Here is a 21,623-nt window from a genome sequence, read left to right as displayed (position 1 = left end):
GAGTGTCGAAAAATTGATGAAATCGCCTGCACGGGGCAGGTAATCCGGTCTATCTTGAAAGCTGATGCGCCGTTCCCGGGTCCGCCTGATCCTTTCCCTTCTATTGCTGCTGCTGGCCGGCGGACTGGGGCTTCATTGGTGGCTGGTCCGACATACGGAAGAGATCCTGCAAGAGTTGGTTCGACAGGAATCGGATGGCAAGGTTGCCTTGCAGGTAACAAAAGCGCGCTTGCGCTACCGGGCACACCGGGTGAGTCTTGAAAATGTCCGGCTCTTTTCCCGCGATACAGCGGAAGGACATGCCGCGTTCGATTTACATTTCAAGTCGGTCGATCTGCAACTAGCCTCCTTCAGCGACATGATCTTTCGCGGGCTGCTGGTAGTTCCGGTCATCGAGGTCAGTCGACCCGTTATCGAGGTGCTGCCATCCGGACGTGCCGGGCAACGGATTTCATTGAGTGAAGAATTGGGTGATGTTTACATCTACATTCAGAAAACGCTGAACAACCTGCAGGTACAGAATCTGCACATCACCGACGGGACCTTCGCGCTGGCATCGCGGCAACAGCACAACAGTCGCATTTCCATCTTTAACATCGGATTACAGGTAAACAACTTCCGGGTCGATCCCGGCGATCCGGATTCTTCACGCTTCTTTTTCAGCGATGATGTCCAACTGACAACCGGTCGCGAATCGATCCGCTTTCCTGACAGCGTGCACGTTCTTCACTACAAAGATCTGCGCTTGTCCACCCGGAGCCGGATCGTCGAGCTGGACAGTTGCATCATTTCCGGAACAAGCCGCGACTCGATCCAGGGATCATTCGAATTGCAATTCGAACGCATCCGACTGGTGGATGTCGACTTTTCCACCTTGTATCGTGAGGGTCGCCTGCGCATGGATTCGCTGCAATGCACCTTACCGGTATTCCGGCTCGATCTTGTTCGCCGGCAATCCGCCAACGCGGCCAATACCAGAGCCGTACTTTCCCGTCTTGCTTCAAAACTTGCAGGCGACCTCGACATAAAGCACGCTTCGTTGCTGCGCAGCAAGGTGTCGATCCAGGTGCGCAAAGGAGATAAGACGCTGCCCTTTCGTACGGAGAATGACGACTTCTATATCCGCGGACTGCGCATCAAACAAGACCAGGATCCCGCGATCGCAGTCGATGCGTTTGATTTCTTTCTGCGCGACTACATCAGCTACACGGCCGACAGCCTGTACTCCATACGCTTCGACAGTATCCGCATACGGGACGAAGCGTTGGTGCTGACCAACCTGCGGTTGCAACCCGCCAAACCTTCCCGGGACGGTTCCGTCCGGACGCTCAATGTACCGGCCTTCGTGCTGCGGGATGTCGACTGGTCGCGCCTGCTACTCGAACGGGAGCTTTCCGCGAACGAAGCCGTACTCCAGCATCCGGTGATCCGGATCGTGAACACCCGATCGCCGGGAACCGTTTCCGCTCAGGCGAAAGAAACCGTCGCCGCGCTCAGCAATTGGGTCTTGCTGAAGAACCTGAAACTCGAAGACGCCAGCATTGATGTCGAAAATAAAAGCAGCGGCACGCATTTACAGATGAACGAGCTGGTCGCGCAATTGATTCCCGGCGATATCCTGAAAGCGCCTTCATTCGAGAACCTGGAAGCAGGTTTGCGCGCTTTGAACGTCGCCACCACCCGCATCGAAACGCCTGCACTCCGCGTGGACCTGGGCGGCCTCAACTATTCCGGCAACAAGAACAGTTGGACCGCCGCATCGGTCAACTTTCAGTCGGCCAACGGGCGATTCATCGGGCAGTGTGACCGGATGCTGGTCCGGAATTTACAATTACCGGACAAGCAGGATGACGTGCTTCGGATCGGTGCGCTATCGTGGGAATCCGGAAGCCTGAGGCTGCAGGAGAGCCCTGAAAAAGGAAGCGGTCGGAAGCGGCTTGCGAAACTCCCGGCCTTGCGCATCGACTCGGTCCGACTTCAAAACACCAGTCTGGAAGGAGCATTGCGGAACGAAGGTTCCGTGAGCACTTTTATTCAACAGGCAGGAGGAGCCGGCATTTCAATTTCGCCGAACGGAGACTGGAGCGGTTCCTTAACGGACTTGGTTGGAAGCGGTGGGGCCTGGATGCGACCGGGCGCAACGGTCCGATGGCAATCGATGCGTCAGGAAGATGGCGGAACGGTGCGCGCCAACGGCGTCAGCTGTGCTGTGAATGGAGCCGCGGATTCGATCTTCGCATCCATTCCGGCACTTCGGTTCCGCATGAGCGCCTCCGGAGAAGGTCGGGAATTATTGCATGCCTCCTTTCTTGAAATCCCGGATGCCGTACTGCGCTTTCGGCATTTTCCAAAAATCGATTCACTCAGCGCGTCAAAACGGCAACTATGGAAACTGCTGATCGACACCCTGCAGGTCCACCGCGCCGAACTTGACCTGGAGAGCGGCGACGAACGAAAACTGCGACTGGTTGCAAAGGCCGCACAACTACGGGCCGAGCCGCTGCGCTTTCGAAGCGACGGATCCCTTTTCTTCGGCTCCACTGATTTACAACTCGAACAATGGCAGGTGGAATCCGATGACGGCCGGAAAGCTGACGGCCGCTCTGGGCGCTTGAAAATTCAATGCGATTCCCTGAGCGCGGGCGGTAACACGAGGGATGGATGGACCGCGGCCGTGAGAAAACTTGTGCTGCAACATGTAGGTTTCTTCTATAAAAACCGCTCACGCGAATTGCGGGAAGTGATGGTGGATGGATTGGAAGCAAACAGCCTGTTGTTAAACCCACAGTTGGTTCGCTCACCGGAACGTTGGTGGCCGGAACAAAAGCGAATGGAATTGCACAACGCTTCGTTTCATTGGCATCTTAAAGAATCCGAGTTGAGCCTCGCCAACGCTGCCTGGTCCGCGGCTACGAAGCATTTCACAGCAGAGGATGTTTCCTTCCGACCGTACTTGTCCCCGGATAGCTTCCTCTCCGCAAGGGCATTCGAAACGGATTACCTTCGACTGCACCGCGGCCGGCTGGAGTTGGAAGAACTGGATCTCGACTTCCTGGAAGAAACACGGTTTCGTTCCCGAAAAGCCACCGTTTCCGACGCGTTCCTGGAAGTCCGGCGCGACAAGCGTCTTCCGGATCCGATCGGACAGTTGAAACCATTGCCGGTTCAACAACTCATGCGTCTTGGATTCGATTTTCGCATCGATACGTTCGCCGTCACGAACGGCCATGTCGAATACACGGAGATCGGTGACAAATCAGGGCAGCCCGGCACCGTATCGTTTGACCGGCTACAGGCAACGCTTACCGGCATACGAAGTCGTGATGTGGCTGATGGCGATTCCCTCCGGCTGAAGGCGAATGCCCGGTTCCTGGATACAACCGATATCGCGCTGCGGTTCCGCGAATCCTACCTGGATACGCTGGGTGGGTTCGTCCTCACCGCCGCAATCGCGCCCTTCGATCTTCGGGTCTTGAATCCGGTCATCGAGCCGATAGCCGCTACCCGGATCAAGCGGGGAATACTCGACACACTGCGCATGCGCGTAACGGCACGGGATTATCTTAGCCGAGGTGAGATGCAATTTTATTTCCGGGAGCTGAATGTGGATTTCAGCAATCCGGAAAAGAAATTCTCGAACATCCTCGCCAGCCCCGTCAACCTCATCGCCGACTTGTTCGTGATCCGTCGTAATAACCGTTCACAGCCGGGTCTGATCTTTTATCCGCGCAACCGCGAAAAATCGATCTTTAATTATTGGGTGAAACTGGCGCTCAGCGGTGTATTGACCAGCACAGGCGCCCGTTCCAACGGAAAGTATGAACGCCAATACGCACGGCAACTGGAGGAACTGCAGCTACCACCGATCGAACAATAAGGAACATTACCTGAATCTGTACCTTTGATTCCCTATGCGACTCTTCATTCCCGACGTCTCCGGCGCTAAGTCCATCGTCATTTGCGAGGCACTCCGGGGTGTACCGGGAATCGAGTTGATCGGAGGCGATCACCGGGGATATGTCCGACGACTGCATTCCCGTCACATCAACCGAGTGGTCCGATACGCGGATCCCGGGCAGAACCCTAACGCGTTCATCCGGGATCTTCAGTCGATTTGTGAAAAGGAACGGATCGATCGCGTTTTCCCGGTCAATAGCCGGGAGTATCGCTTGTTGCTTCCGCACCGCGCTTCTTTCAACGGCAGACTCGACCATCTGCCAACCTTAGAGCAATTCCGTAGGCTCGACAACAAAGTCGATTTTTCCGCACTGGCCGCTACGCTGCAGTTGCCCGTGCCCCGGCACTATCGGCTGGAAGACGATCCGGTCACATTCCCCCTGGTGTTCAAACCGGCGGAGTCCGCTTCCGCAAAAGGGGTCCGGTATTTACATGACCGCTCTGAATTGACAAGGCTGCGCAATACGTATTCCGAAAGTGACTATGTGTTGCAGGAATATATCCAGGGCTTCGGCGCGGGATATTCGGTGATGGCGATTAACGGAAAGATCATCGCCGGTTGCGGCCATCGTCGTCGCGCCGAATGGCCGGTCAGCGGTGGCTCCAGCATGGTACGCTCCTATTACAAGCATGCAGGCATGGAAGCCGTTGCTGAAAAAGTTATGCGGCATCTGCAATGGACCGGTGTGGCCATGTTTGAATTCAAGATCGAATCATCCGGAAACGCTCGCCTGATTGAAATCAATCCCCGCTGGTGGGGATCACTCTATCAGAGTATCGCAACCGGCGTCAATCTGCCGGTCATTTCACTTTTCCCGGACCAGTCGGGTACGACAACCTTACGTGAGCAAACCATCACCTACAACTCACCCTGGCATTTAAGGAGCTTTGCACACTATGTACTGAAGCGTGGGGATTGGAAGCCCATCGTGTATTTCCTCCGGCATTATCTTCAGGCAAAGGCGGATGTATCGATTACCCGTGATCCGCTAGGTTACCTGTCCGGACTCTTACGTTTTCTGTCATGAACCGCATCAACGTCATTGACCTCGACGGCACCCTGCTGCCATACGATTCGGTGAGTCGTTGGATCCGGCACTTCAAACGACTGGAAGGCTGGTTCTCTCCCCTGCGCCGCTGGAGCCTGCTTTACCGTTTCGGCTGGATGGATCGATCCACTTTCATTCAAAAATGCGTTGATCACCTACGGCAACGCGACGACTATACCGACTTCAATCGGGAGTTTGCCGGGAAACTCGTTCAAGACATTTCCAAAACAACGCTTCAACAGATTGAACAACATACGGACGCGCTAACCGTGAACATTCTCTGCTCGGCATCGCCGGATGATTATGTCAGCCTGGTCGCCGGTCATTTGAAATGGGAATGCCGCGCTTCCGGGTACCGGGCCGATGGTCGCTGGCAATTGTTGTATGGTACGGAAAAGCTCAAACGGATACGGGAAGACTTTTCACCGGATACGTATCGTTATCATTTTGCGATAGCGGATGACGCGAGCGACCTCGAACTACTGGGCGCATTCGAGCATTCCGTATTGATCCGAAAAGGCGATCCGCGCTGAGCACTCAACGCACCGATTCCAGCAGCAGGTCCTTCCCGGCACTGATAGCTGCCGCCGTGGGCCGAACCGGACGATCCACTTTCAATCCATTACGCGTAAGCAGGGTGCCGTCCGGGTAGGTGATCACTTGACCGGTGAATTCCACGTCCACGCCACCAGGCAGCGAGAGGAAACTCGTCGATCCGCAGGCTCCGGCCGATGGGCTTCCGACCGTCGTTGTTCCGGGAAGTTGTTGCAATAAAAACGCAAGCCGCTCGGCCGCGCCCTGTGTTTCTTCGTTCACCAACAGGAACAGTTTTCCGGTAAACGGAGGCACTGGAAACTTTGCATTGGGACGCAAGGTATCCGTACGCTGAAAATAGTATCCGGGTCGGGTCATGAAAGGAACACGCTGCGGGAGCAGGAACGTTTGTACACCGCCCAACTGCTGCAGCCAATTGGATTCCATTCCGGGCGCAACGTTATCACGCAGGTCGATCACCAGCTTAGGCGCTGCCCGCAACGAATCCATGAGCTGACGCAACTGCGTGGCGGTGTTGATTCGGTGCGCACGCAACAGGTAGCCGCCCGACAGGGCTTCCACCGCCGGCGGTTGTTCCCGCATACGTCCCAGGTCGTGCAGGGGCAATCGTTGTACGGTATCGATCAGCTCAACGCCTTTTCTGTTCAGCGTCAACACGAGCGCCGACTGTTTCCGGTCCAGGAACAGCAACCGAAGAATGCGCTCGTCCTGGACAGACTGCCTCGAAGCACCAATGAACTGGCGGCGGTTCGCGATGCGCGCGTTGATATCGGCATTACCCATCTTGAGCACACGGTCGCCGATTTTCAGACCACAAGCCGACAGGAGTGAATCATTCGTCCCGCGGGTAACCAATACATCGCCTTCCGCCAGAGTGGCATCAAATGGCACCTGAAAGGAACCCCAATACTGTTGGAGAAACTTGCTGTGTGCTTTTGCCTGTCCGTCGCCCAACAACGCCAGCATCCGCAGGCAGGCCAATTGATACGAGTCCTGATCCGTCGCGTTCCGGAATGCCGGGATCAACTCATCCAGGGCCGCGTCCCAGCCGGCTCCCGCAGCCAGCGGAGAAAAATATTTGATCGCATTCCAGGCGCGAAAGAGCGACAAGTACCGATGTGTCAGATCCGGAATTGGCAGGGTGTCGCCTCTTTCCTTTGACGAAACGCTGGTTATCTGCGATGCATTGGGCGTCGCGTTCAGCGAAACATGTTTCCCGTCGCAACGGACATTCGATAATTCCTTCAAGCGTCCGCGAAGGGCGTTGTTCATCAGTCCGTCGATCCAGGTGAAGGAAGCAACCGCTTCTTTTCCTTCCAACAGGCGTTTGCTGTCGCAGGCACCGCTGCTGACAGGGCCAAGTCGGGTGATGATCGATAACAGAACATCTTCCGCCGTCTTTTCCGCTCCCGCGTCATCGACCTGTTGCAGCATGGTCAACAGCAAACTGTCCGCGTTGATCCGGCCGGAAGCGAGCGCGGGGTGATAATACTTGACGATGCCCCAGCTTTTGGCAACGAGTGCCAAACGTTCTACTTCACCGGCGGCAAAGCTGCGAAGGGAAGCCAGCAGAGCCAGTCCGATCAGGAAGATGGATCTTATCATGTCAGGAAAGTTCGGTCACAAAGATGAAAATGCCGTGGCGATACGGGCACCCAATGCCGCATTATTCTTCACCAATGCGATGTTGGAAGCGAGGCTGTCGCCTCCGGTGGCATCGGCAATGTACTTGAGCAGGAAGGGCGTGGTCGATTTACCGCGAATGCTCTGCCGTTCGGCCGCATCGAGCGCGGCGCGAATGTGCTGTTCCATTTCCGCAAAGGGAAACTCCTGTTCAGACGGAATCGGGTTCGCGATCAGGGCCGAGCCGTTCAATTCGAGGTCCCATTTCGCACGCAGGAAACGCGCGATGGCGTCCGGTGAATCCAGCCGAAGCGGTGACTGGAAGCCGCTTCCGCGGGAGTAAAAGCTCGGAAACTCTTCACTTCCGAATGTGACCACCGGGACTCCGAGTGTCTCGAGGTATTCGAGTGTAAGTCCGATGTCGAGGATCGACTTCACCCCGGCAGCTACCACCGCAACACTGGTTCGGCCCATTTCAGTTAGGTCAGCGCTGATGTCCATGCTCGTTTCCGCACCACGGTGAACACCGCCGATCCCGCCGGTCACGAAAACGCGAATGCCCGCCAGGTGAGCGATGTGCATGGTCGCGGCAACGGTGGTCGCGCCATTCAACTTTTCCGATACCACGAAGGGCAGGTCGCGCAGACTCACTTTCCAAACACCCGGCGTGTTGCCGAGTGATTCCAACTGACGTTGATCAAGGCCGACCTGTATCTTGCCGTCAAGGATCGCGATGGTGGCGGGTACCGCGCCGTTCTCACGAACGATCGCCTCCACCTCGCGGGCGGTTTGTACGTTCTGCGGATACGGCATCCCGTGCGCGATGATCGTGGATTCGAGCGCGACCACCGGGCCGCCCTGTTGGAGTTGCTGCGCGACTTCCGGATGCAGGTGAATACGTGGCGTCATGATTTACGGAAGCCGTTGTTCAAGGAGTGCAGGTGAAAGGTCGCTGCGTACAGCACCATACACTTCGAGCAGGCAGGCTGCCGCGGCATGGCCATAGTGAACACAAGTCAGCGGGTCTTTATCCCCGAGCCAGGCCCACACCCAGCCTGCCAGCGAAGCATCGCCGGCGCCGTTCACGTCGCGTACATGTACACGCGGTGCCGGAATCGGTACCATACGACTGCCGTCGGAGAACAGCGACCCGTCTGCGCCACGACTCAGCCATACATTTCGAAAACCCGATGCATGCAGGTGAGCGATCTTTTCCTCCGGGGTGACGTGTTGGTCTTTTTCGAAGACGGCGAGTTCTTCGCGGTTCGGTTTTACCAGAAGTAGTTTTCCGGGTAAGGCATCCCGCAGGCGTTTCGCTTTGGGAATCGAAACGGTCTCGACGATCAACGGAACCTGGTGCTGGGCGCAGAATCCCATAAGCCAGCGAAGCGCTTCGACGCTCAGGTTGCAGTCGGCGATCACCACCGAAGCGGAACGGATCAACTGCGCACGTTCGTTCATGAAATCGATGGTCATCAGCTTGTCAGTATCGGATGTCACCGCTCCGATGTAGAGATCGCCGGCTGGCGTTGCGACTGACGCGAAGGTTCCGGTCGTCTCTTCCGCCCAGGCGATGTGTTCCATACCGATACCCGCGTCCCGACACTGTCGTTCGAGCCAGTAGCCGTCCGGATCCCGCCCGAGTACCGTGAGCAATTCAACCGGCGTTCCCAGCAAGGCGAGGTGATGGGCGATGTTGCGCACCACGCCGCCCGGGCTCCGGTGCATTTGGGAAGGATTCGAGGTATGCAGGACCGGCTCGAGGTCGCAGCGGAAGGTCAGGTCGACCAGGGATGCCCCAAGACAGACGACCGGACCCTTGAACGGGGTTGCCATAACGGCCGTAAATATCGTGTAAAATAGGGAACGCCGGCTGTTGAAATCCCCAAGGACCGGCGGCTCCGCGGGTTCGCTTACTGCACAAACTTCCGGTACGTAGGTTCGCCATGCCTGACGAAACCCGCGCGTTCATACACCGGAGCACCATCGGTGGTGGCATGGAGTTCGAAATAACTCGCGCCCGCCTGTCGGCCGTGTTCGAGCAACAACTCAAGGATCGCAGTAGCAATTCCCCGTTTACGCCAGGCGCTTCGGGTGTACATGTTCATGATGTAGCCGCTGCGGCCGTTCATCGCGCGAAACCCGCCGGGCTTATCGACCAGCTTCATGCCGCCAACGCCCACCCATTGGTCGCCGTCCATAGCCAACCAGGCCACAAAGGTCCCGGCCGGCAGTTCACGCCGAAAGAAATTTTCCAGTTCGTCCCGCAGCTGCTGCGTTTCCTCTTGACCTTTGGCTCCCCAATACTCCGTCAAAAACTCAACACGCGAATCCACCAGCCAAGAAACCTGCTCCAACCCGACTTGCAAATACCTGATCTCACCCATGATTAGCTAAATAATTCGATTACCAATAAGCACGAGCACAAACCAGCAACCAACCGCACACTATTCGCTATTCGCTATTCGCTGTTCACTATTTACTGTTTACTATTCACTGTTCACTGCCTTCTCCCAAGCGCACCAACCTCCCCCTCCGCTTCACAAGATTCTTATAATCCCATTGAATCTCCCTTGCCTTACCCAGCCAGCGCTTCAGGTCCTTTTTCTTCACCTGTTTAAGCTCAGTATAACGGGCCTCCGCCGCTTTGAAACTCCCTTCCGGTGCGAGGCCGGGTTCGTCGAACGACTGTCCGCTCCAAAATAAAAGCCGTATGCAGTCTTTCAATTTACTATAACCCACAACCGGATTACCGTCCAGGAACCAGACGGGGTGCCGGTGCCAGATCTTTCCTTCGGCTTCAGGAAGGTGACGTTCGATCTCGGTGGCCAGTAGCTGGCAGATTTCGCGCTCCGCTTTGTTCAAGGGTTTGGCGTAGGCGGTGATCGTCTTGTCCATATCAACAGGATTTTCAGCGAACACAAGATAAAACGAATCCTTGTTCGACTCAACTTCCTGGAGCAGCTCGGTCGATCGATCTACGAAGGATCACCTCTGTAGCTGTCCGGTTCACTCTTCCCTCCTCTTACTCAAAGTTTGTTAGTCGATGATGAGCACTTTATGTGACACAACGGCTTCATCACCTACCCGGACCTGCACGACATAGAATCCGGCAGGAAGGTCGCTGCGGCTCAGCACCACTTCGTTCCCACTCATGTTGGTGGCCAGCATCACCGCTTTTCCGCAGTTATCGAAAAGTGTAATCGTCGCCCGGTCAAATCCTCCCGGGCGTTTCAAGTGGAGTTGACGTTGGAAAGGATTCGGAAAGAGGCTGACAGCCCCGGCGTTCATTTCATCGATACCGGTGATGCTCACACAGATCGGGTTCGTATCGAAATTCTGATTGTCGAAGTAGGCCAATCGGTTCGGGATATAAAAATTCACCGTGTCAACGGTCTGCTGGGTCACGCGAAGATTACATTGACGAACCGCCAGCCACATCAGAAATGACTCCGCCACATCTTCGCGCGTTGGATTCTGCGCGGCATAACCGGAGATGAAATTCCCATCGGCATTCTGCGCTGCGATCCAGCCGGAAGATGCCGCGTGCGCGGCATCCAGGGAAGTATGGGATAATTCGTGAATGAGGGTCTCTTCAAGAATCCCATCCGCTTCATATACGGTTGAGTAATCCGTGTGAATCAGGACGGAGTTGTTCCCGCCTCCAAACGCTTCCATGCCCTTGTGTATCCACAATTCGTTACAATCCTGTCGCAGCGCGGTCGGCAGCTGCCCGAGTACTCTTCCGTATTTGTCAGCTTCCACAAAGCCGGCGGCACTGCTGCCAAATTCCGGATTGACGATCGCTTCAGCCGTCAGGCCGTCGCTCCAGACTACATCGTAGAGGTACGCATTGATGGTGACCCAATTGGCAGCCCGGCGGTCATAGACGGTACGGTTTCCCTGGCCGGTATACGTAGTGCTCACATGCAGCGTCGGGTCGTTGGTTCTCACGATGTTGGAGTCAACGAAAATGGTTCCCCAATAGGGCTGCTGGGCCGACAAATTTCCGGTATGCAACAAACAGCATCCCAGGATAAAGGCGAGTGATAGAAATTTTTTCATCGTGAATAGTTCTTTCAGTGGAAATGATGCTTTAGGTCCCGTCTAAAATACAAAAAGCAACCTACACCTGACTCCCGCTGCGTAAAACTACCTCCACCTTGCAGTCCTGCCTCACTTCCCTTTTCCTACCTTTCGTTCCCATGACGCATACGCTCCACGGCACCCTCATCGATATTCTGAATCAACGTTTCGTGCCCGTCACCCTGACGGTCGGACAAGGCCGCATTTTAGAGGTTACCGAAGAAAAGGAAGCACGTGCCGGTACGCCTTACTTCCTACCCGGCTTCATCGACGCGCATGTACACGTCGAAAGCTCCATGCTCGTACCGTCTGAATTCGCCCGCCTGGCGGTGGTGCACGGTACGGTCGCTACCATCAGCGACCCGCACGAGATCGCCAACGTATGCGGCGCGGCCGGCGTGGAGTACATGATCGACAACGGCAAGACGGTACCGTTCAAGTTTCACTTCGGCGCACCGAGTTGTGTTCCGGCTTCCGTCTTTGAGACGGCCGGCGCTGCACTCGACGCCGCTGCCGTCACTGCGCTGCTCGAACGTCCCGAGATCGTCTACCTCAGCGAAATGATGAATTATCCCGGCGTGCTGCACGGCGACCCTGAAGTCCTCGCGAAGATCGCGGCGGCGAAGCGGCTCGGAAAGCCGGTCGACGGTCACGCGCCCGGACTCCGTGGTGAGGATGCCCGGCGCTACATCGCTGCGGGAATCAGCACCGACCACGAATGTTTCACCTATGCCGAAGCGAAGGAAAAGATCGGGTATGGGATGAACATCCAGATCCGCGAAGGCAGCGCGGCGCGCAACTTCGAAGCGCTGATCCGGCTCGTCGACGAGCATCCGGAACGCATGATGTTCTGCAGCGACGACAAACACCCCGACGGACTCGTGTTGAACCACATCGACGAGTTGGTACGACGCGGACTGCGCGACGGCATTCCGCTCTTCAAGCTGTTGCGGGCGGCTTGTATCAACCCTGTGCTGCACTATAAGATGAACGTCGGGTTGCTACGCCCGGGCGATCCCGCGGATTTTATCGTCGTTGATTCACCCGAAACACTGCATGTGCTCGAAACCTGGATCAACGGACAACTCGTCGCCCGGAACGGCCACAGCCTGATCCAGCATGTTCCGGCAGGTACGCTCAATCAGTTCTCGTGTTCACCGAAAAAACCGGAACAGTTTCGGATCAAGACTTCCACTCCTTTACAGACACTGGCGATCGAAGCGCTCGACGGACAACTCATCACGAACAAACTGTCCGTGACAATCCCGGCTCGTAACGGATTCGCCGTTGCCGACCTCGACAACGACCTGCTCCCGATCACCGTTGTCAATCGTTACCGGGAAGCGCCGCCGGCTCTGGGCTGGATCCGAAATTTTGGTATCAAGCACGGCGCAATCGCCTCCTCGGTCGCGCACGACAGCCACAACATCGTCGCCGTCGGCGTTGACGCCCATAGTATCGCAGCCGCTGTCAATGCCGTGATCGAAGTACAAGGCGGGGTAAGTGTATTCGACGGCCGGCAAAGTCACGTCCTCCCGTTGCCCGTAGCCGGACTCATGAGTAACCAGGACGGCTACAAAGTCGCCGAAGCCTACGCGGAGCTGGACAAGAAAGCCAAGGAGCTCGGCTCACAACTCCGCGCGCCCTTCATGACGCTTTCGTTCATGGCGCTGCTGGTGATACCGCATTTGAAGCTGAGTGACCTGGGATTGTTCGACGGGGACCGGTTTTCGCTGGCAGGCGACCAGCGCGCGGACGGAAATTGAATCAGCTAGGGGGGGTGTTTTTCCACTGTTCACTCACACTGTTTCTCACACTACACACTCTTTTTAAAAATTAGTGTGAGAAACAGAAACAGTGGGAGTGAGCAGTGGAAAAACTATTCACTCCTTCGGGTCGCCACCCTTCCCCTCCATCTGCCGGATGATCGTATTCACTTCGCTTTCCGTGGCGCGCAGTTTGTCCTGGCAGAACTTGATGAGGTAGCTGGCGCGCTTGACTTTCTCCGCCAGCACGTCGACCGCGACGGTCTCGTCTTCGATCGCTTCGGCGATCGCTTTCAGCTCGGCAAACGCCTGTTCATAGGTCAGTTTTTCCATCGTGGGATGCTATCGTTTCAATGCGTGTGGTGATGTCGGCCTCGGCTGTGCGTACAAGCAAGGGACGGTCCGGATCGAGCTGCCGGACCGAGGAAAGAACCCGCCCCTCCTGCTCCAGCAAGGCATATCCGCGTTTCAGGATATTGGCCGGACTCACCAGCCGTGTAAGCGAAGCGAAATGCTCGAGCCGCTCGGCCTCATCCTGGATCCGCCGACGCAGCATGGATGGCAGCGTATCCTTCAGGAACATCACCGACTGGAGTTCCGCCGCGATGCGCAGCCGTGGTGTTGTGGTTAACCCGGATGCCAGCGCGTTCAGCTCCCGTTCTTCGCCCAGCAGTCGCTCGCGGACAAGGCCCGTGATCTGCTCGCGCTGATCGCTCAACAGGTCCTTGCAGGTCGAAAGGTACTCGCGCGTACGGGCAGGAATACCCGATTGCGTTTCGATCAGTGCTTCGCGGTGGTCCGCCAGCAATTGCTGCGCACGAATGACCAACTGGCCTTGCAGCTCCAGCACCGACTGCTCGAAACTGCGGTTACGCGCGAGAATGAACTCGGCAGCTTGGGTCGGAGTCTTGGTCTGTGTATGCGCCATCCGGTCGGTGATGCTCACATCCTGGTGATGCCCGATGCCCGTGATCACCGGAACCGGGAACCGTGCCACCGCCTGACTGACGCGATAGGTGTCGAACACCAGGAAGTCGGTCTTCGCGCCTCCGCCCCGGATGATGACCACGGCATCGTACGCTTTCTTCGACTGATAGACGTCGATCAAGGCACGCACCAGTTCATCCTCCGCCTCCGCGCCCTGCACGCTGGTGTAATAGTAGTCGATCGCGAAACGATATCCCGCTTCGTTCTCGTGCAGGGTATGCAGAAAATCCTCGTAACCCGCCGACTTCGGTGAAGCGACCAGCGCGATGCGTTGCACCACCGGTCGCAATGCCAGGCGCTTGTTGTAGGTGACATACTCCTCCCCCACTTTTTCCACATAGCCGGGATTGTCGCGTACCAGCCGATCGAGTGTTTCTCTCCGCTGACGCTCCAACACCCCCAGGGTGAAGGTCGGATCCACATCAAGGATCGTAAGTGAAAGGTCGTGTACCAGGTGATACTCCACGGAAACCTGCACCAGCACCTGGATGCCGTCGGTGAACGATTGTCCGGTCGATTGTTCGAAAGCCCGGATGCGATCCGACCCCTGGCTCCAGGCCTTCGCCTTGATCTTGGCCGTCTCCGCTCCGCCTTCTCCGATCTTCTCGACGAAGCTTAGGTAATGGCGGCCGGTATTCGGATAGTACTTATGCCCGGAAATTTCCGCTACGATCCAATACGTGCGACCGGTGAAATGCTGCTGCACCACATCGCGGATCTCGCGTGTGAGGTCGGACAGACGTAAATAATTGTTCGGACCGGACATGCCCGACGAAGGTACACAAAACGAAAAGGGAAAGACTCAGCGTTCGATCACCAGCTTAAATGCGGCCTGCTCGCCGTCGCAGCGCAACAGCAGCGTATAGACGCCTGCCGGCAGGTGCTCGAGAGAAATTTCCTTCGCGGCACGTGCGGTTTCAAATGAGCTGAACACCACTTCACCGAGCGCGTCGAACACGTTCACTTCATACTCGGCGTACGTATTCGTCGTCAGCCCGATGGTGAAGCGACCGGCTGTCGGGTTGGGATAAACGGAAAAGCGGTCTTTCAACTTACCACGACGCAACGCCACCGGATCGCTGTAGGAAAAGTTGCCATCAAAGTCGTTCTGGCGCAAGCGGTAGTACCACAGTCCGTCACCGGCCTCGGTATCGAGGTATTGGTAATGCAGGGGCTGGCTCGAATTGCCGGCTCCGTCGACGCGCGCGATCGTTGAAAACTCCAGGCCGTCGCGGCTACGCTCCAGGGAGAAGTAGTCGTTGTTGGTTTCCGTGGCCGTTACCCATTCCAGGCGATTACCCGGATCGGTGACTTTTCCGGTAAACGAAAGCAATTCGATCGGAAGCGGTTGCGGGATCTTGGTGTACCAGATGGGCGAGGTCCAGGTGACATTACCATCCGGTTGCGTGATCTCCGCGTAGTAGTAATAGGTACCGGTGCCGAAGCTATGCGTGTACGTCAGCGAGCTCGCGCTGCTCACGGTGGTGAGTGCCGTGGGGTTGGAACCGCTGCCCGGCACGCCGTACATCAGGCGGATCTGCGACACGCTTTCGCCGTCAGGATCTGTGACATTGACGTTGAAGGTCGGGTTGATCGTCTGCGTGATGATCGTACCCATCGGCAGGTTGCCGTTCACCGTATACGTGACACGGATGTTGTAATCTTCCGTCGCGTAGAAACGCATGTTCAGCATGGCATCATTGACGGAAGTCTTGTCGAGTGCGGTAGCCAGTACCACCGTGCGGCCCTGGTTCGACTTGCCCATCGTCGATGAATTGTGATTGTCCTGATCGACCGTCGGGCCCAGGTGATAGCCCTTGGCCAGCATCTGGTTGAAAAAGGAAACGGTGTTACCGGGGGCGGGATCCGAATAGGTGATGTTGGTGGAGGAGAACGGGCCGTTCTTAACCGCACAACCGACGATCGCGTTATCATACGTCGCGTTGTAGGCGGATCCCAGGATGTTACCGAAATCGGTATTGTTCGGGTGACACAGCGTGGTAAACGCGCCGGGGGTCGAAGCCACCATGTTGAACACGGTGTTGTAGTCACCTTTCGCTACATAAACATTGTAATTACCGGTATTCCAACCCAGCAATTGGTTGATGCCGTAGATGGTGACGTGTCCGCCCGTAGATATCGTACCGAACTCCATGCCGTAGAAGGCGATGAAGGTCGGATTGGCGGCGGTATATGCCGTGGCTTCCGAGAGGCCGCTGGCGTATTTGGCGGGCGTCATCACAGGACCTTCGTTGTGATTGTGGTCCGAGATGCCCATGAAATTGAAGTTGAGCGCGGTCTGCCCGATGCTGTAACAACAGGTCGCGCTGCCGGCGCCGTTGCAGGTGTTGTCCATGTCACCGTCGGAATAATCCGAATGCGCATGCATGTTACCGTAGTACCAGTTGTAGGTTCCGATCGCCGGCGTGGTGGCGTTGGCGGAAGCGAGCACCGCGGGGACGTAATAGTTCGAGTTGCAACCCGAGCCGTTCATCTCGAACACGGCGAAATAGTAGGTGGTGTTGGGAATGATGCCGGTGACCACGACACTGGTACCGGTGCCCTGATAGACGATGTACTCGCCCGGAGCGGTCGTTGATCCCAGTCCGTACGCGGCATTCGCGGTGTAACTCTGGCCGTCGATCGGAGGGGTCGTCACCGCGCTGAGTGCCCGGCACACAACGATACAGTAGGTCCCGTTGCCGCGCGTCCAGTTCAACTGCACGGAATTGGAAAGCAGATGCGAGGTGTTCACGCCCGAAGCCCCGACCGTCGGCTCCGCGGCAAGCACACAACTGGCCGTGGATTGCGTACCCGTTGCCGGTGTGGTCAACAGATAGTTGGTGGTACAACCGGTGCCGTTGAATTCGAAAACAGAGAAGCTATACGAAGTGGATGCATTGAGTCCGGTTACATTCACGGACGTTCCCGATCCGCTATAGACCACATACTCGTTCGCGGCCATGAGCGTTCCTGAACCCCAGGTGGAGCTGGCGGAATAGGAAGCTCCGTCAGTTGGCGTACTGGTGACGGCCCCACCCTGTCGACCGATCACGATGACGAAGGTTCCGTTACCACGCGTCCAGTTGACGGTCATCGCACCGGCGCCGATCGACGTAAAGGTCACATTGGTCGCTTGCGTTGTGGGCTCCGGACTGGGACTGCATGCGGAAGGAACATAGATGTTATCAAACAGGCCGGCATCCCCCGCTGCGGTGTTGTGATTCCAGAGGCAACCCAGGTACATCAGATCGACTCCGGTATAGGTGGCATCGGATGCGGAACCGAGCGAAACGTAGGTTGCTCCGCTGACAGGATCCTCGAATACGCCCGCGTTCGTGGTATCGGCTTCCAGGGTCCAGGCGTTTCCTACGGGGTTATATGTGACCCGCACCGCCATGTACTGGTTGGCATAATCGATCGCCGGTGAGATGACGTTGGTTAGGGCGGCGTTGGTGTTCATCCCGCTGGCGAAGCGCACCAGGCGCAGGTTGTCGCCGGACAAGGAGTTACCCAATACCACCGCGTATCCGCTCGAACCGCTTAGAAAGTTACTGGAAGAAGCCCCGAGGACGAACGCGATTCCGAAATTACCCGCGTCGAATCCGCTAGGATCCGTTCGCGACTGGCGCAGATTGAACGCCCAGGTCAGTGTTCCGGTATTGGTGTTCAGTACCGTATTATAATAGGTACTGACATCGCGCCAAACGTAGTCTTTTCCGGAAGTGGTACTGGCTAATCGCAGGTTATTGCCACTGATGGTAGCGCCGGTACCTGCAACGGTTTCGGTCTCATTCCAGCCATTGCCAACCGTATTATTGTTGGCCCGATTGAAGTCGTCGAGCAATACGGTTTGCGCGCTCGCGGTCATCCCGCCGAGCAACAAGCTAAAAAGCAGGGTGTAGCCGTATTGAAAGTCGAGTTTGAAACCTGAACGAGGCATGAGGTGCTACCCGTTTTAACAATTACGCAGGCAGAGGGTTTCGGGTTGTAAAAGTATTGAAATGAGCCCTTTAAAACCTGAAAATGGGATGAGCAACGTAAAAATGATGGTGGAATAGCCGAAATGGACGGCTAAATACCGTTTTGAGTACTCACTTAATGAATAATTAATGTGGAAAGCGATGCTACGGAAGTAAGATGACCCGAATCGTTTGCATCAATCCGTCACGCTCAAAGCGCAAAAAGTAGATGCCAGCGGGCAGGCCGGGAGCGATCCGATTTGTTCCGGCGAATAACCGATCCGTCCGAACCAGCATACCGGTTTCATCGAACCAGCGAACATCGATCCGCTCCGCGCTGTTGATGCGGAGTTCCTGCTGCGCCGGGTTGGGATAAACCTGCAACACATCCAACTGTCCGGGTGCTGATACTCCGTTACAGATATCGAACGTCACCGCGATGGTATCGCGGCCCGCACAACCGAAGCTGTTGGTCACGGTAAGGCGGAATGAAAAGGTACCCATCCCTCTTCCCGTCGTATCGATCGTGATGGACGGCGTGTTGGCGCCATTCGACCAAACATAGGTGGAGAAGGTGGTGCCGGCGGTCAGGGTGATGGATCCATCTGCGCAAACTGTCGTGTCGGCGCCCAGGTTCGGCAGCGGAGCCGGGTTGACCAGGATGGCGGATGTGTCGCTGCCGGTGCAGGAGTTGGAATCGGTATAGCTGTAGGTAATGGTGAAGGTGCCGGGGCCGGCAATACCCGGATAGAAATTCGTCCCACCGACCGCGGTGCCGCTATAGACGCCACCGGCCGGACTTCCTCCGCTCAACGCCAATGGACCCGCGTTCACACAACGATCCGGCAGTGAGGCAAAGGTGACCGTCGGCAGCGCGTTCACGAAAATGCTGCCACTCGCGGAGTTCGAACAGGAGTTGCTGTCGGTATAGGTATAGGAAAGCGTCTGAAGACCTGCTCCGGCAACCGATGCCGTGAATTGATTCGAGGAAACACCGGGTCCGTTGTACGTACCGCCGGAAGGACTTCCTCCGCTCAGTGTAAAGGGCGCAGCGTTCAGGCAAACGGCGTTGAGCGTTCCGAAGGTAACCGTGGGAGGAGTATTCACGGTGATCGTATTGGCCGTAGAGGCGGAACATCCCAGGCTGTCCGTGTACGAGTAAATGATCACGTGTGTACCCGTTCCGGCGACATTCGGATTGAAGATATTCGAGGATACGCCCGGACCGCTGTAGCTGCCGCCCGCAGGTATGCCGCCGCTCAGCAGGAAAGCCGGCGTGTTACGACACGTTGAGGGGAAAGTAGGCAAGGTCACGGCCGGCAATGCATAAACGGTGATGGCACTGGAGTCCGTCGCCGAACAACCCTGCGCGCTGGTGTAGGTGTAATAGATGTAGTGATCGCCAGCGCCGGCTTGCGACGGACGAAAGGTCGTACCGACCACACCCGCGCCACTGTAAGTACCACCGCCGGGAGAGCCGCCGGTGAGCGAAAACGCAGCGGCGTTGACGCATACATTGTTGAACGTACCCAGCGTTACCGTAGGCGATTGATTCACGGTGATCGCCGAGGTGTCGGAAGCCGAGCAGCCTGAACCGTTCGTATAACTGTACGTCAGCACGAATGTCCCGTTGCCGGCAGCGGCGGGGTCGAACGATCCCGCACTTACGCCGGTACCGGAGTAGGTTCCTCCCGCGGGCGAACCGCCGGTGAGGGTAAACGCAGCATCGTTGCTGCAGACGCTGCTGAGCGCGGAGAAACTGACGGTCGGCGCGGCACTGACGACGATCACAGAAGTATCGGACGCCACACAATTGAAGGCGTTCGTATAGGTATAGGTGATGACGGCATTACCCGTGCCGGCAACGGCGGGGTTGAATATGCCGGAGCTTACGCCCGGTCCGCTGTAGGTTCCGCCGACGGGACTGCCGCCGGTCAGAGCGAACGGACTGCTGTTCGCGCATACGGGACTGAAGCTGCCGATCGTAACCGTCGGAGCGGGATTGACGGTGATGGACGACGAAGCCGAAGCTGAACAACCATTACCGTCTGTGTAGGTATACTGGATCGCGTAGTTGCCGGCTCCAACCGAGGCGGGATTGAACGAACCGCTGCTGACGCCGAGTCCGCTGTACGTTCCACCGGCAGGTGTGCCGCCGGTTAGGGTGAATGCGGGAGCGTTAGCGCAGACTGCGGAAAAGGCGCCGAGCGAAACCGTAGGAAGCGGAAATACCGTGAGTGCCTGGTAAGCTGTATCGCGACATCCGTTTATATCGATCCCGACAACGGTGTAAGTCGTCGTGACAGAAGGCGTTGCCGTGACCGGATTACCGGTAGTGGCGGAAAGTCCACTCGCAGGCGACCAGGCATAATTCAGTCCGCCGCTGGCTGTCAGGGTTGCGCTTTGTCCGGCACAAAGTGTCGGGTCGTTCGCGGAAACATTCACACTGGCGCCGGTGGCGGTTTCACTTCCGGTCGGTGCGCCACTGAGCAGGTAGTCGGTGCCTCCACCGGAACCGTTGTATTCGAAAACAGCGAAATGATAGGTTTGTCCGCCCGTAAGGCCGGTAACGGAAAACGAATTACCGCTACCTGCATAGACAACGAAATTGCCCAAGCCCAGGTTATCGCCGCTCCCGAAAACGGAAGAGGCGTTGTATTGATTACCATCCGCCGGCGCCTGGTTGACCGCGTTGCCGGAACGTGCTATCACAATCCGCTCCGCGCCGTCGCCGTTGGTCCAGGTCAGGTCGAGCTGGTTACACAAGCCGACCGTGACCGACAGGTTGCTGGCCTGGATCGCAGGCTCCTGGGCAGCGGCACGCGAAGCCAGTGTAAAAGACAGGCAAAAGACGAGGAAAAACAGGGTTCGAGGCGACGGGAAACGTACAGGCATGGTGTTAACAGGAGTTCGGGAAAGAATTTATACCGGAATTATCCCTGAAAGTTATCAATTCGCCCCTTTTTTCGAAACCAGATTTTGGCCAACGGCCTGTCGACTGCCGCGACCCACCTGTAGGAAGCCAATCAGGAACAAAAAGGAGGTGAGTGAATTGAAGATTCCGTTCAGAAACCAAATGCGGTTGTGCACTTCGTCAGAGATCAAAGCTTGCATCAGGTAGGCCGTGAAACTGGAGAAAAAAATACCCAACACGTACCAGTAGGTGGATTGCCGGAATACATTGGTCCGGCTTTCGATCAGTCGCAGCAACAGATACGCATAGAGGAAGGTTGACAGGATACAATAGATGCTGCCAAAAGTCGGATGCATCTTCAAGTGGATCGTGACCCCATCGATGGGGTTGAATTGAAACCACGTCCAGGCCAATAGGCTAAGGGCCGCTAATATGACGAGTAGTTTCTTCAACTTTTCTGATTGAACAAACTGTCGGGCAAAGAGCAGAAAAAACAGGCTCTCGAACAGGTTGAACACATTGATCACGAAATACGCCCGGGGAGGAAAAGAGAACGAGAGTCTTGCAATGGTATCGGTTATAAGACCATAAAACAGGAACGCCCACATTTGCCAATCAAAAACATTGAAATTCCGGTAGCGGAAGATGGAAAAAAGCAAGACCATGGCGGTGATCGCCATGGCCATGTGTCCGAAGAAGAAACGCAGATGTTCTGTATCCATGC

Annotated in this window: 15 protein-coding genes; 4 read left to right on the top strand and 11 right to left on the bottom strand. The window is 56.4% G+C overall.

The features are described from left to right. Positions 1 to 64 precede the first annotated feature (64 nt). Genes IPJ96_02750 through IPJ96_02740 form a run of 3 tightly spaced genes read left to right on the top strand, consistent with a single transcriptional unit; the run spans position 65 to position 5,539 of the window. Positions 65 to 3,877 carry a hypothetical protein gene (locus IPJ96_02750; GenBank protein MBK7909266.1) on the top strand — a complete coding sequence of 1,271 codons (3,813 nt, stop codon included), beginning with the start codon at positions 65 to 67 and terminating at the stop codon, positions 3,875 to 3,877. 34 nt (positions 3,878 to 3,911) lie between these two features. Next, the gene (locus IPJ96_02745; GenBank protein MBK7909265.1) at positions 3,912 to 4,985 is read left to right on the top strand and encodes an ATP-grasp domain-containing protein; all 1,074 of its coding nucleotides are present in this window, start codon (positions 3,912 to 3,914) and stop codon (positions 4,983 to 4,985) included. Beyond that, entirely contained in the window at positions 4,982 to 5,539 is a 558-nt protein-coding gene (locus IPJ96_02740) for a haloacid dehalogenase-like hydrolase (GenBank protein MBK7909264.1), read from the top strand. Before IPJ96_02745 ends, IPJ96_02740 begins: the two co-directional genes overlap by 4 nt. Positions 5,540 to 5,543: 4 nt before the next feature. On the opposite strand, the gene IPJ96_02735 is transcribed toward IPJ96_02740, so the two are convergent. The 6 genes from IPJ96_02735 to IPJ96_02710 all read right to left on the bottom strand — a co-directional run bounded on the left by IPJ96_02735 (position 5,544) and on the right by IPJ96_02710 (position 11,249). After that, on the bottom strand, positions 5,544 to 7,166 hold the full coding sequence (locus IPJ96_02735; GenBank protein ID MBK7909263.1) for a hypothetical protein: 1,623 nt from the start codon (positions 7,164 to 7,166) through the stop codon (positions 5,544 to 5,546). Positions 7,167 to 7,181: 15 nt separating this feature from the next. Continuing rightward, positions 7,182 to 8,093, bottom strand: coding sequence for a pseudouridine-5'-phosphate glycosidase (locus IPJ96_02730; GenBank protein ID MBK7909262.1), 912 nt, complete (start codon positions 8,091 to 8,093; stop codon positions 7,182 to 7,184). 3 nt (positions 8,094 to 8,096) lie between these two features. Beyond that, on the bottom strand, positions 8,097 to 9,020 hold the full coding sequence (locus IPJ96_02725; GenBank protein ID MBK7909261.1) for a carbohydrate kinase family protein: 924 nt from the start codon (positions 9,018 to 9,020) through the stop codon (positions 8,097 to 8,099). A 77-nt stretch (positions 9,021 to 9,097) separates the two neighbouring features. Further along, a complete protein-coding gene (locus tag IPJ96_02720) occupies positions 9,098 to 9,571 on the bottom strand; it encodes a GNAT family N-acetyltransferase (GenBank protein MBK7909260.1) in 474 nt (157 codons plus the stop codon). Positions 9,572 to 9,677: 106 nt separating this feature from the next. Continuing rightward, the gene (locus tag IPJ96_02715) at positions 9,678 to 10,082 is read right to left on the bottom strand and encodes a DUF1801 domain-containing protein (GenBank protein ID MBK7909259.1); all 405 of its coding nucleotides are present in this window, start codon (positions 10,080 to 10,082) and stop codon (positions 9,678 to 9,680) included. Positions 10,083 to 10,223: 141 nt separating this feature from the next. Further along, a complete protein-coding gene (locus tag IPJ96_02710) occupies positions 10,224 to 11,249 on the bottom strand; it encodes a T9SS type A sorting domain-containing protein (protein ID MBK7909258.1) in 1,026 nt (341 codons plus the stop codon). Positions 11,250 to 11,389: 140 nt separating this feature from the next. On the opposite strand from IPJ96_02710, the gene ade reads away from it, so the two are divergent. Further along, positions 11,390 to 13,036 carry an adenine deaminase gene (gene ade / locus IPJ96_02705; protein ID MBK7909257.1) on the top strand — a complete coding sequence of 549 codons (1,647 nt, stop codon included), beginning with the start codon at positions 11,390 to 11,392 and terminating at the stop codon, positions 13,034 to 13,036. A 117-nt stretch (positions 13,037 to 13,153) separates the two neighbouring features. Here the strand turns inward: ade and xseB are convergent, their stop codons facing one another. The 5 genes from xseB to IPJ96_02680 form a co-directional block, all read right to left on the bottom strand. Beyond that, entirely contained in the window at positions 13,154 to 13,369 is a 216-nt protein-coding gene (xseB, locus tag IPJ96_02700; protein MBK7909256.1) for an exodeoxyribonuclease VII small subunit, read from the bottom strand. Then, positions 13,350 to 14,789 carry an exodeoxyribonuclease VII large subunit gene (gene xseA / locus IPJ96_02695; protein ID MBK7909255.1) on the bottom strand — a complete coding sequence of 480 codons (1,440 nt, stop codon included), beginning with the start codon at positions 14,787 to 14,789 and terminating at the stop codon, positions 13,350 to 13,352. Before xseA ends, xseB begins: the two co-directional genes overlap by 20 nt. A 36-nt stretch (positions 14,790 to 14,825) precedes the next feature. Continuing rightward, a complete protein-coding gene (locus IPJ96_02690) occupies positions 14,826 to 17,966 on the bottom strand; it encodes a T9SS type A sorting domain-containing protein (protein ID MBK7909254.1) in 3,141 nt (1,046 codons plus the stop codon). 184 nt (positions 17,967 to 18,150) lie between these two features. Then, positions 18,151 to 20,880 (bottom strand): T9SS type A sorting domain-containing protein, encoded by a 2,730-nt coding sequence (locus tag IPJ96_02685; protein ID MBK7909253.1) that lies wholly within the window; start codon positions 20,878 to 20,880, stop codon positions 18,151 to 18,153. A 54-nt stretch (positions 20,881 to 20,934) separates the two neighbouring features. Continuing rightward, positions 20,935 to 21,621 carry a hypothetical protein gene (locus IPJ96_02680; GenBank protein MBK7909252.1) on the bottom strand — a complete coding sequence of 229 codons (687 nt, stop codon included), beginning with the start codon at positions 21,619 to 21,621 and terminating at the stop codon, positions 20,935 to 20,937. Between the last annotated feature and the right edge of the window lie 2 nt (positions 21,622 to 21,623).

The sequence above is a fragment of the Bacteroidota bacterium genome (genome assembly GCA_016713765.1).
GTDB lineage: Bacteria > Bacteroidota > Bacteroidia > AKYH767-A > 2013-40CM-41-45 > Pollutiaquabacter > Pollutiaquabacter aromativorans.
Note: the sequence above shows the minus strand (reverse complement) of the source record. Positions and strands in the feature narration are given on the sequence as shown.

Excerpts from the sequence above, each read along its gene's own strand:
- ade (MBK7909257.1), top strand. The coding sequence starts at position 11,390 with ATGACGCATACGCTCCACGGCACCCTCATCGATATTCTGAATCAACGT.
- IPJ96_02745 (MBK7909265.1), top strand. The coding sequence starts at position 3,912 with ATGCGACTCTTCATTCCCGACGTCTCCGGCGCTAAGTCCATCGTCATT.
- IPJ96_02715 (MBK7909259.1), bottom strand. The coding sequence starts at position 10,082 with ATGGACAAGACGATCACCGCCTACGCCAAACCCTTGAACAAAGCGGAG.
- IPJ96_02750 (MBK7909266.1), top strand. The coding sequence starts at position 65 with ATGCGCCGTTCCCGGGTCCGCCTGATCCTTTCCCTTCTATTGCTGCTG.
- IPJ96_02720 (MBK7909260.1), bottom strand. The coding sequence starts at position 9,571 with ATGGGTGAGATCAGGTATTTGCAAGTCGGGTTGGAGCAGGTTTCTTGG.
- IPJ96_02680 (MBK7909252.1), bottom strand. The coding sequence starts at position 21,621 with ATGGATACAGAACATCTGCGTTTCTTCTTCGGACACATGGCCATGGCG.
- IPJ96_02725 (MBK7909261.1), bottom strand. The coding sequence starts at position 9,020 with ATGGCAACCCCGTTCAAGGGTCCGGTCGTCTGTCTTGGGGCATCCCTG.
- IPJ96_02740 (MBK7909264.1), top strand. The coding sequence starts at position 4,982 with ATGAACCGCATCAACGTCATTGACCTCGACGGCACCCTGCTGCCATAC.
- IPJ96_02685 (MBK7909253.1), bottom strand. The coding sequence starts at position 20,880 with ATGCCTGTACGTTTCCCGTCGCCTCGAACCCTGTTTTTCCTCGTCTTT.
- IPJ96_02690 (MBK7909254.1), bottom strand. The coding sequence starts at position 17,966 with ATGCCTCGTTCAGGTTTCAAACTCGACTTTCAATACGGCTACACCCTG.
- IPJ96_02710 (MBK7909258.1), bottom strand. The coding sequence starts at position 11,249 with ATGAAAAAATTTCTATCACTCGCCTTTATCCTGGGATGCTGTTTGTTG.
- xseA (MBK7909255.1), bottom strand. The coding sequence starts at position 14,789 with ATGTCCGGTCCGAACAATTATTTACGTCTGTCCGACCTCACACGCGAG.
- xseB (MBK7909256.1), bottom strand. The coding sequence starts at position 13,369 with ATGGAAAAACTGACCTATGAACAGGCGTTTGCCGAGCTGAAAGCGATC.
- IPJ96_02730 (MBK7909262.1), bottom strand. The coding sequence starts at position 8,093 with ATGACGCCACGTATTCACCTGCATCCGGAAGTCGCGCAGCAACTCCAA.
- IPJ96_02735 (MBK7909263.1), bottom strand. The coding sequence starts at position 7,166 with ATGATAAGATCCATCTTCCTGATCGGACTGGCTCTGCTGGCTTCCCTT.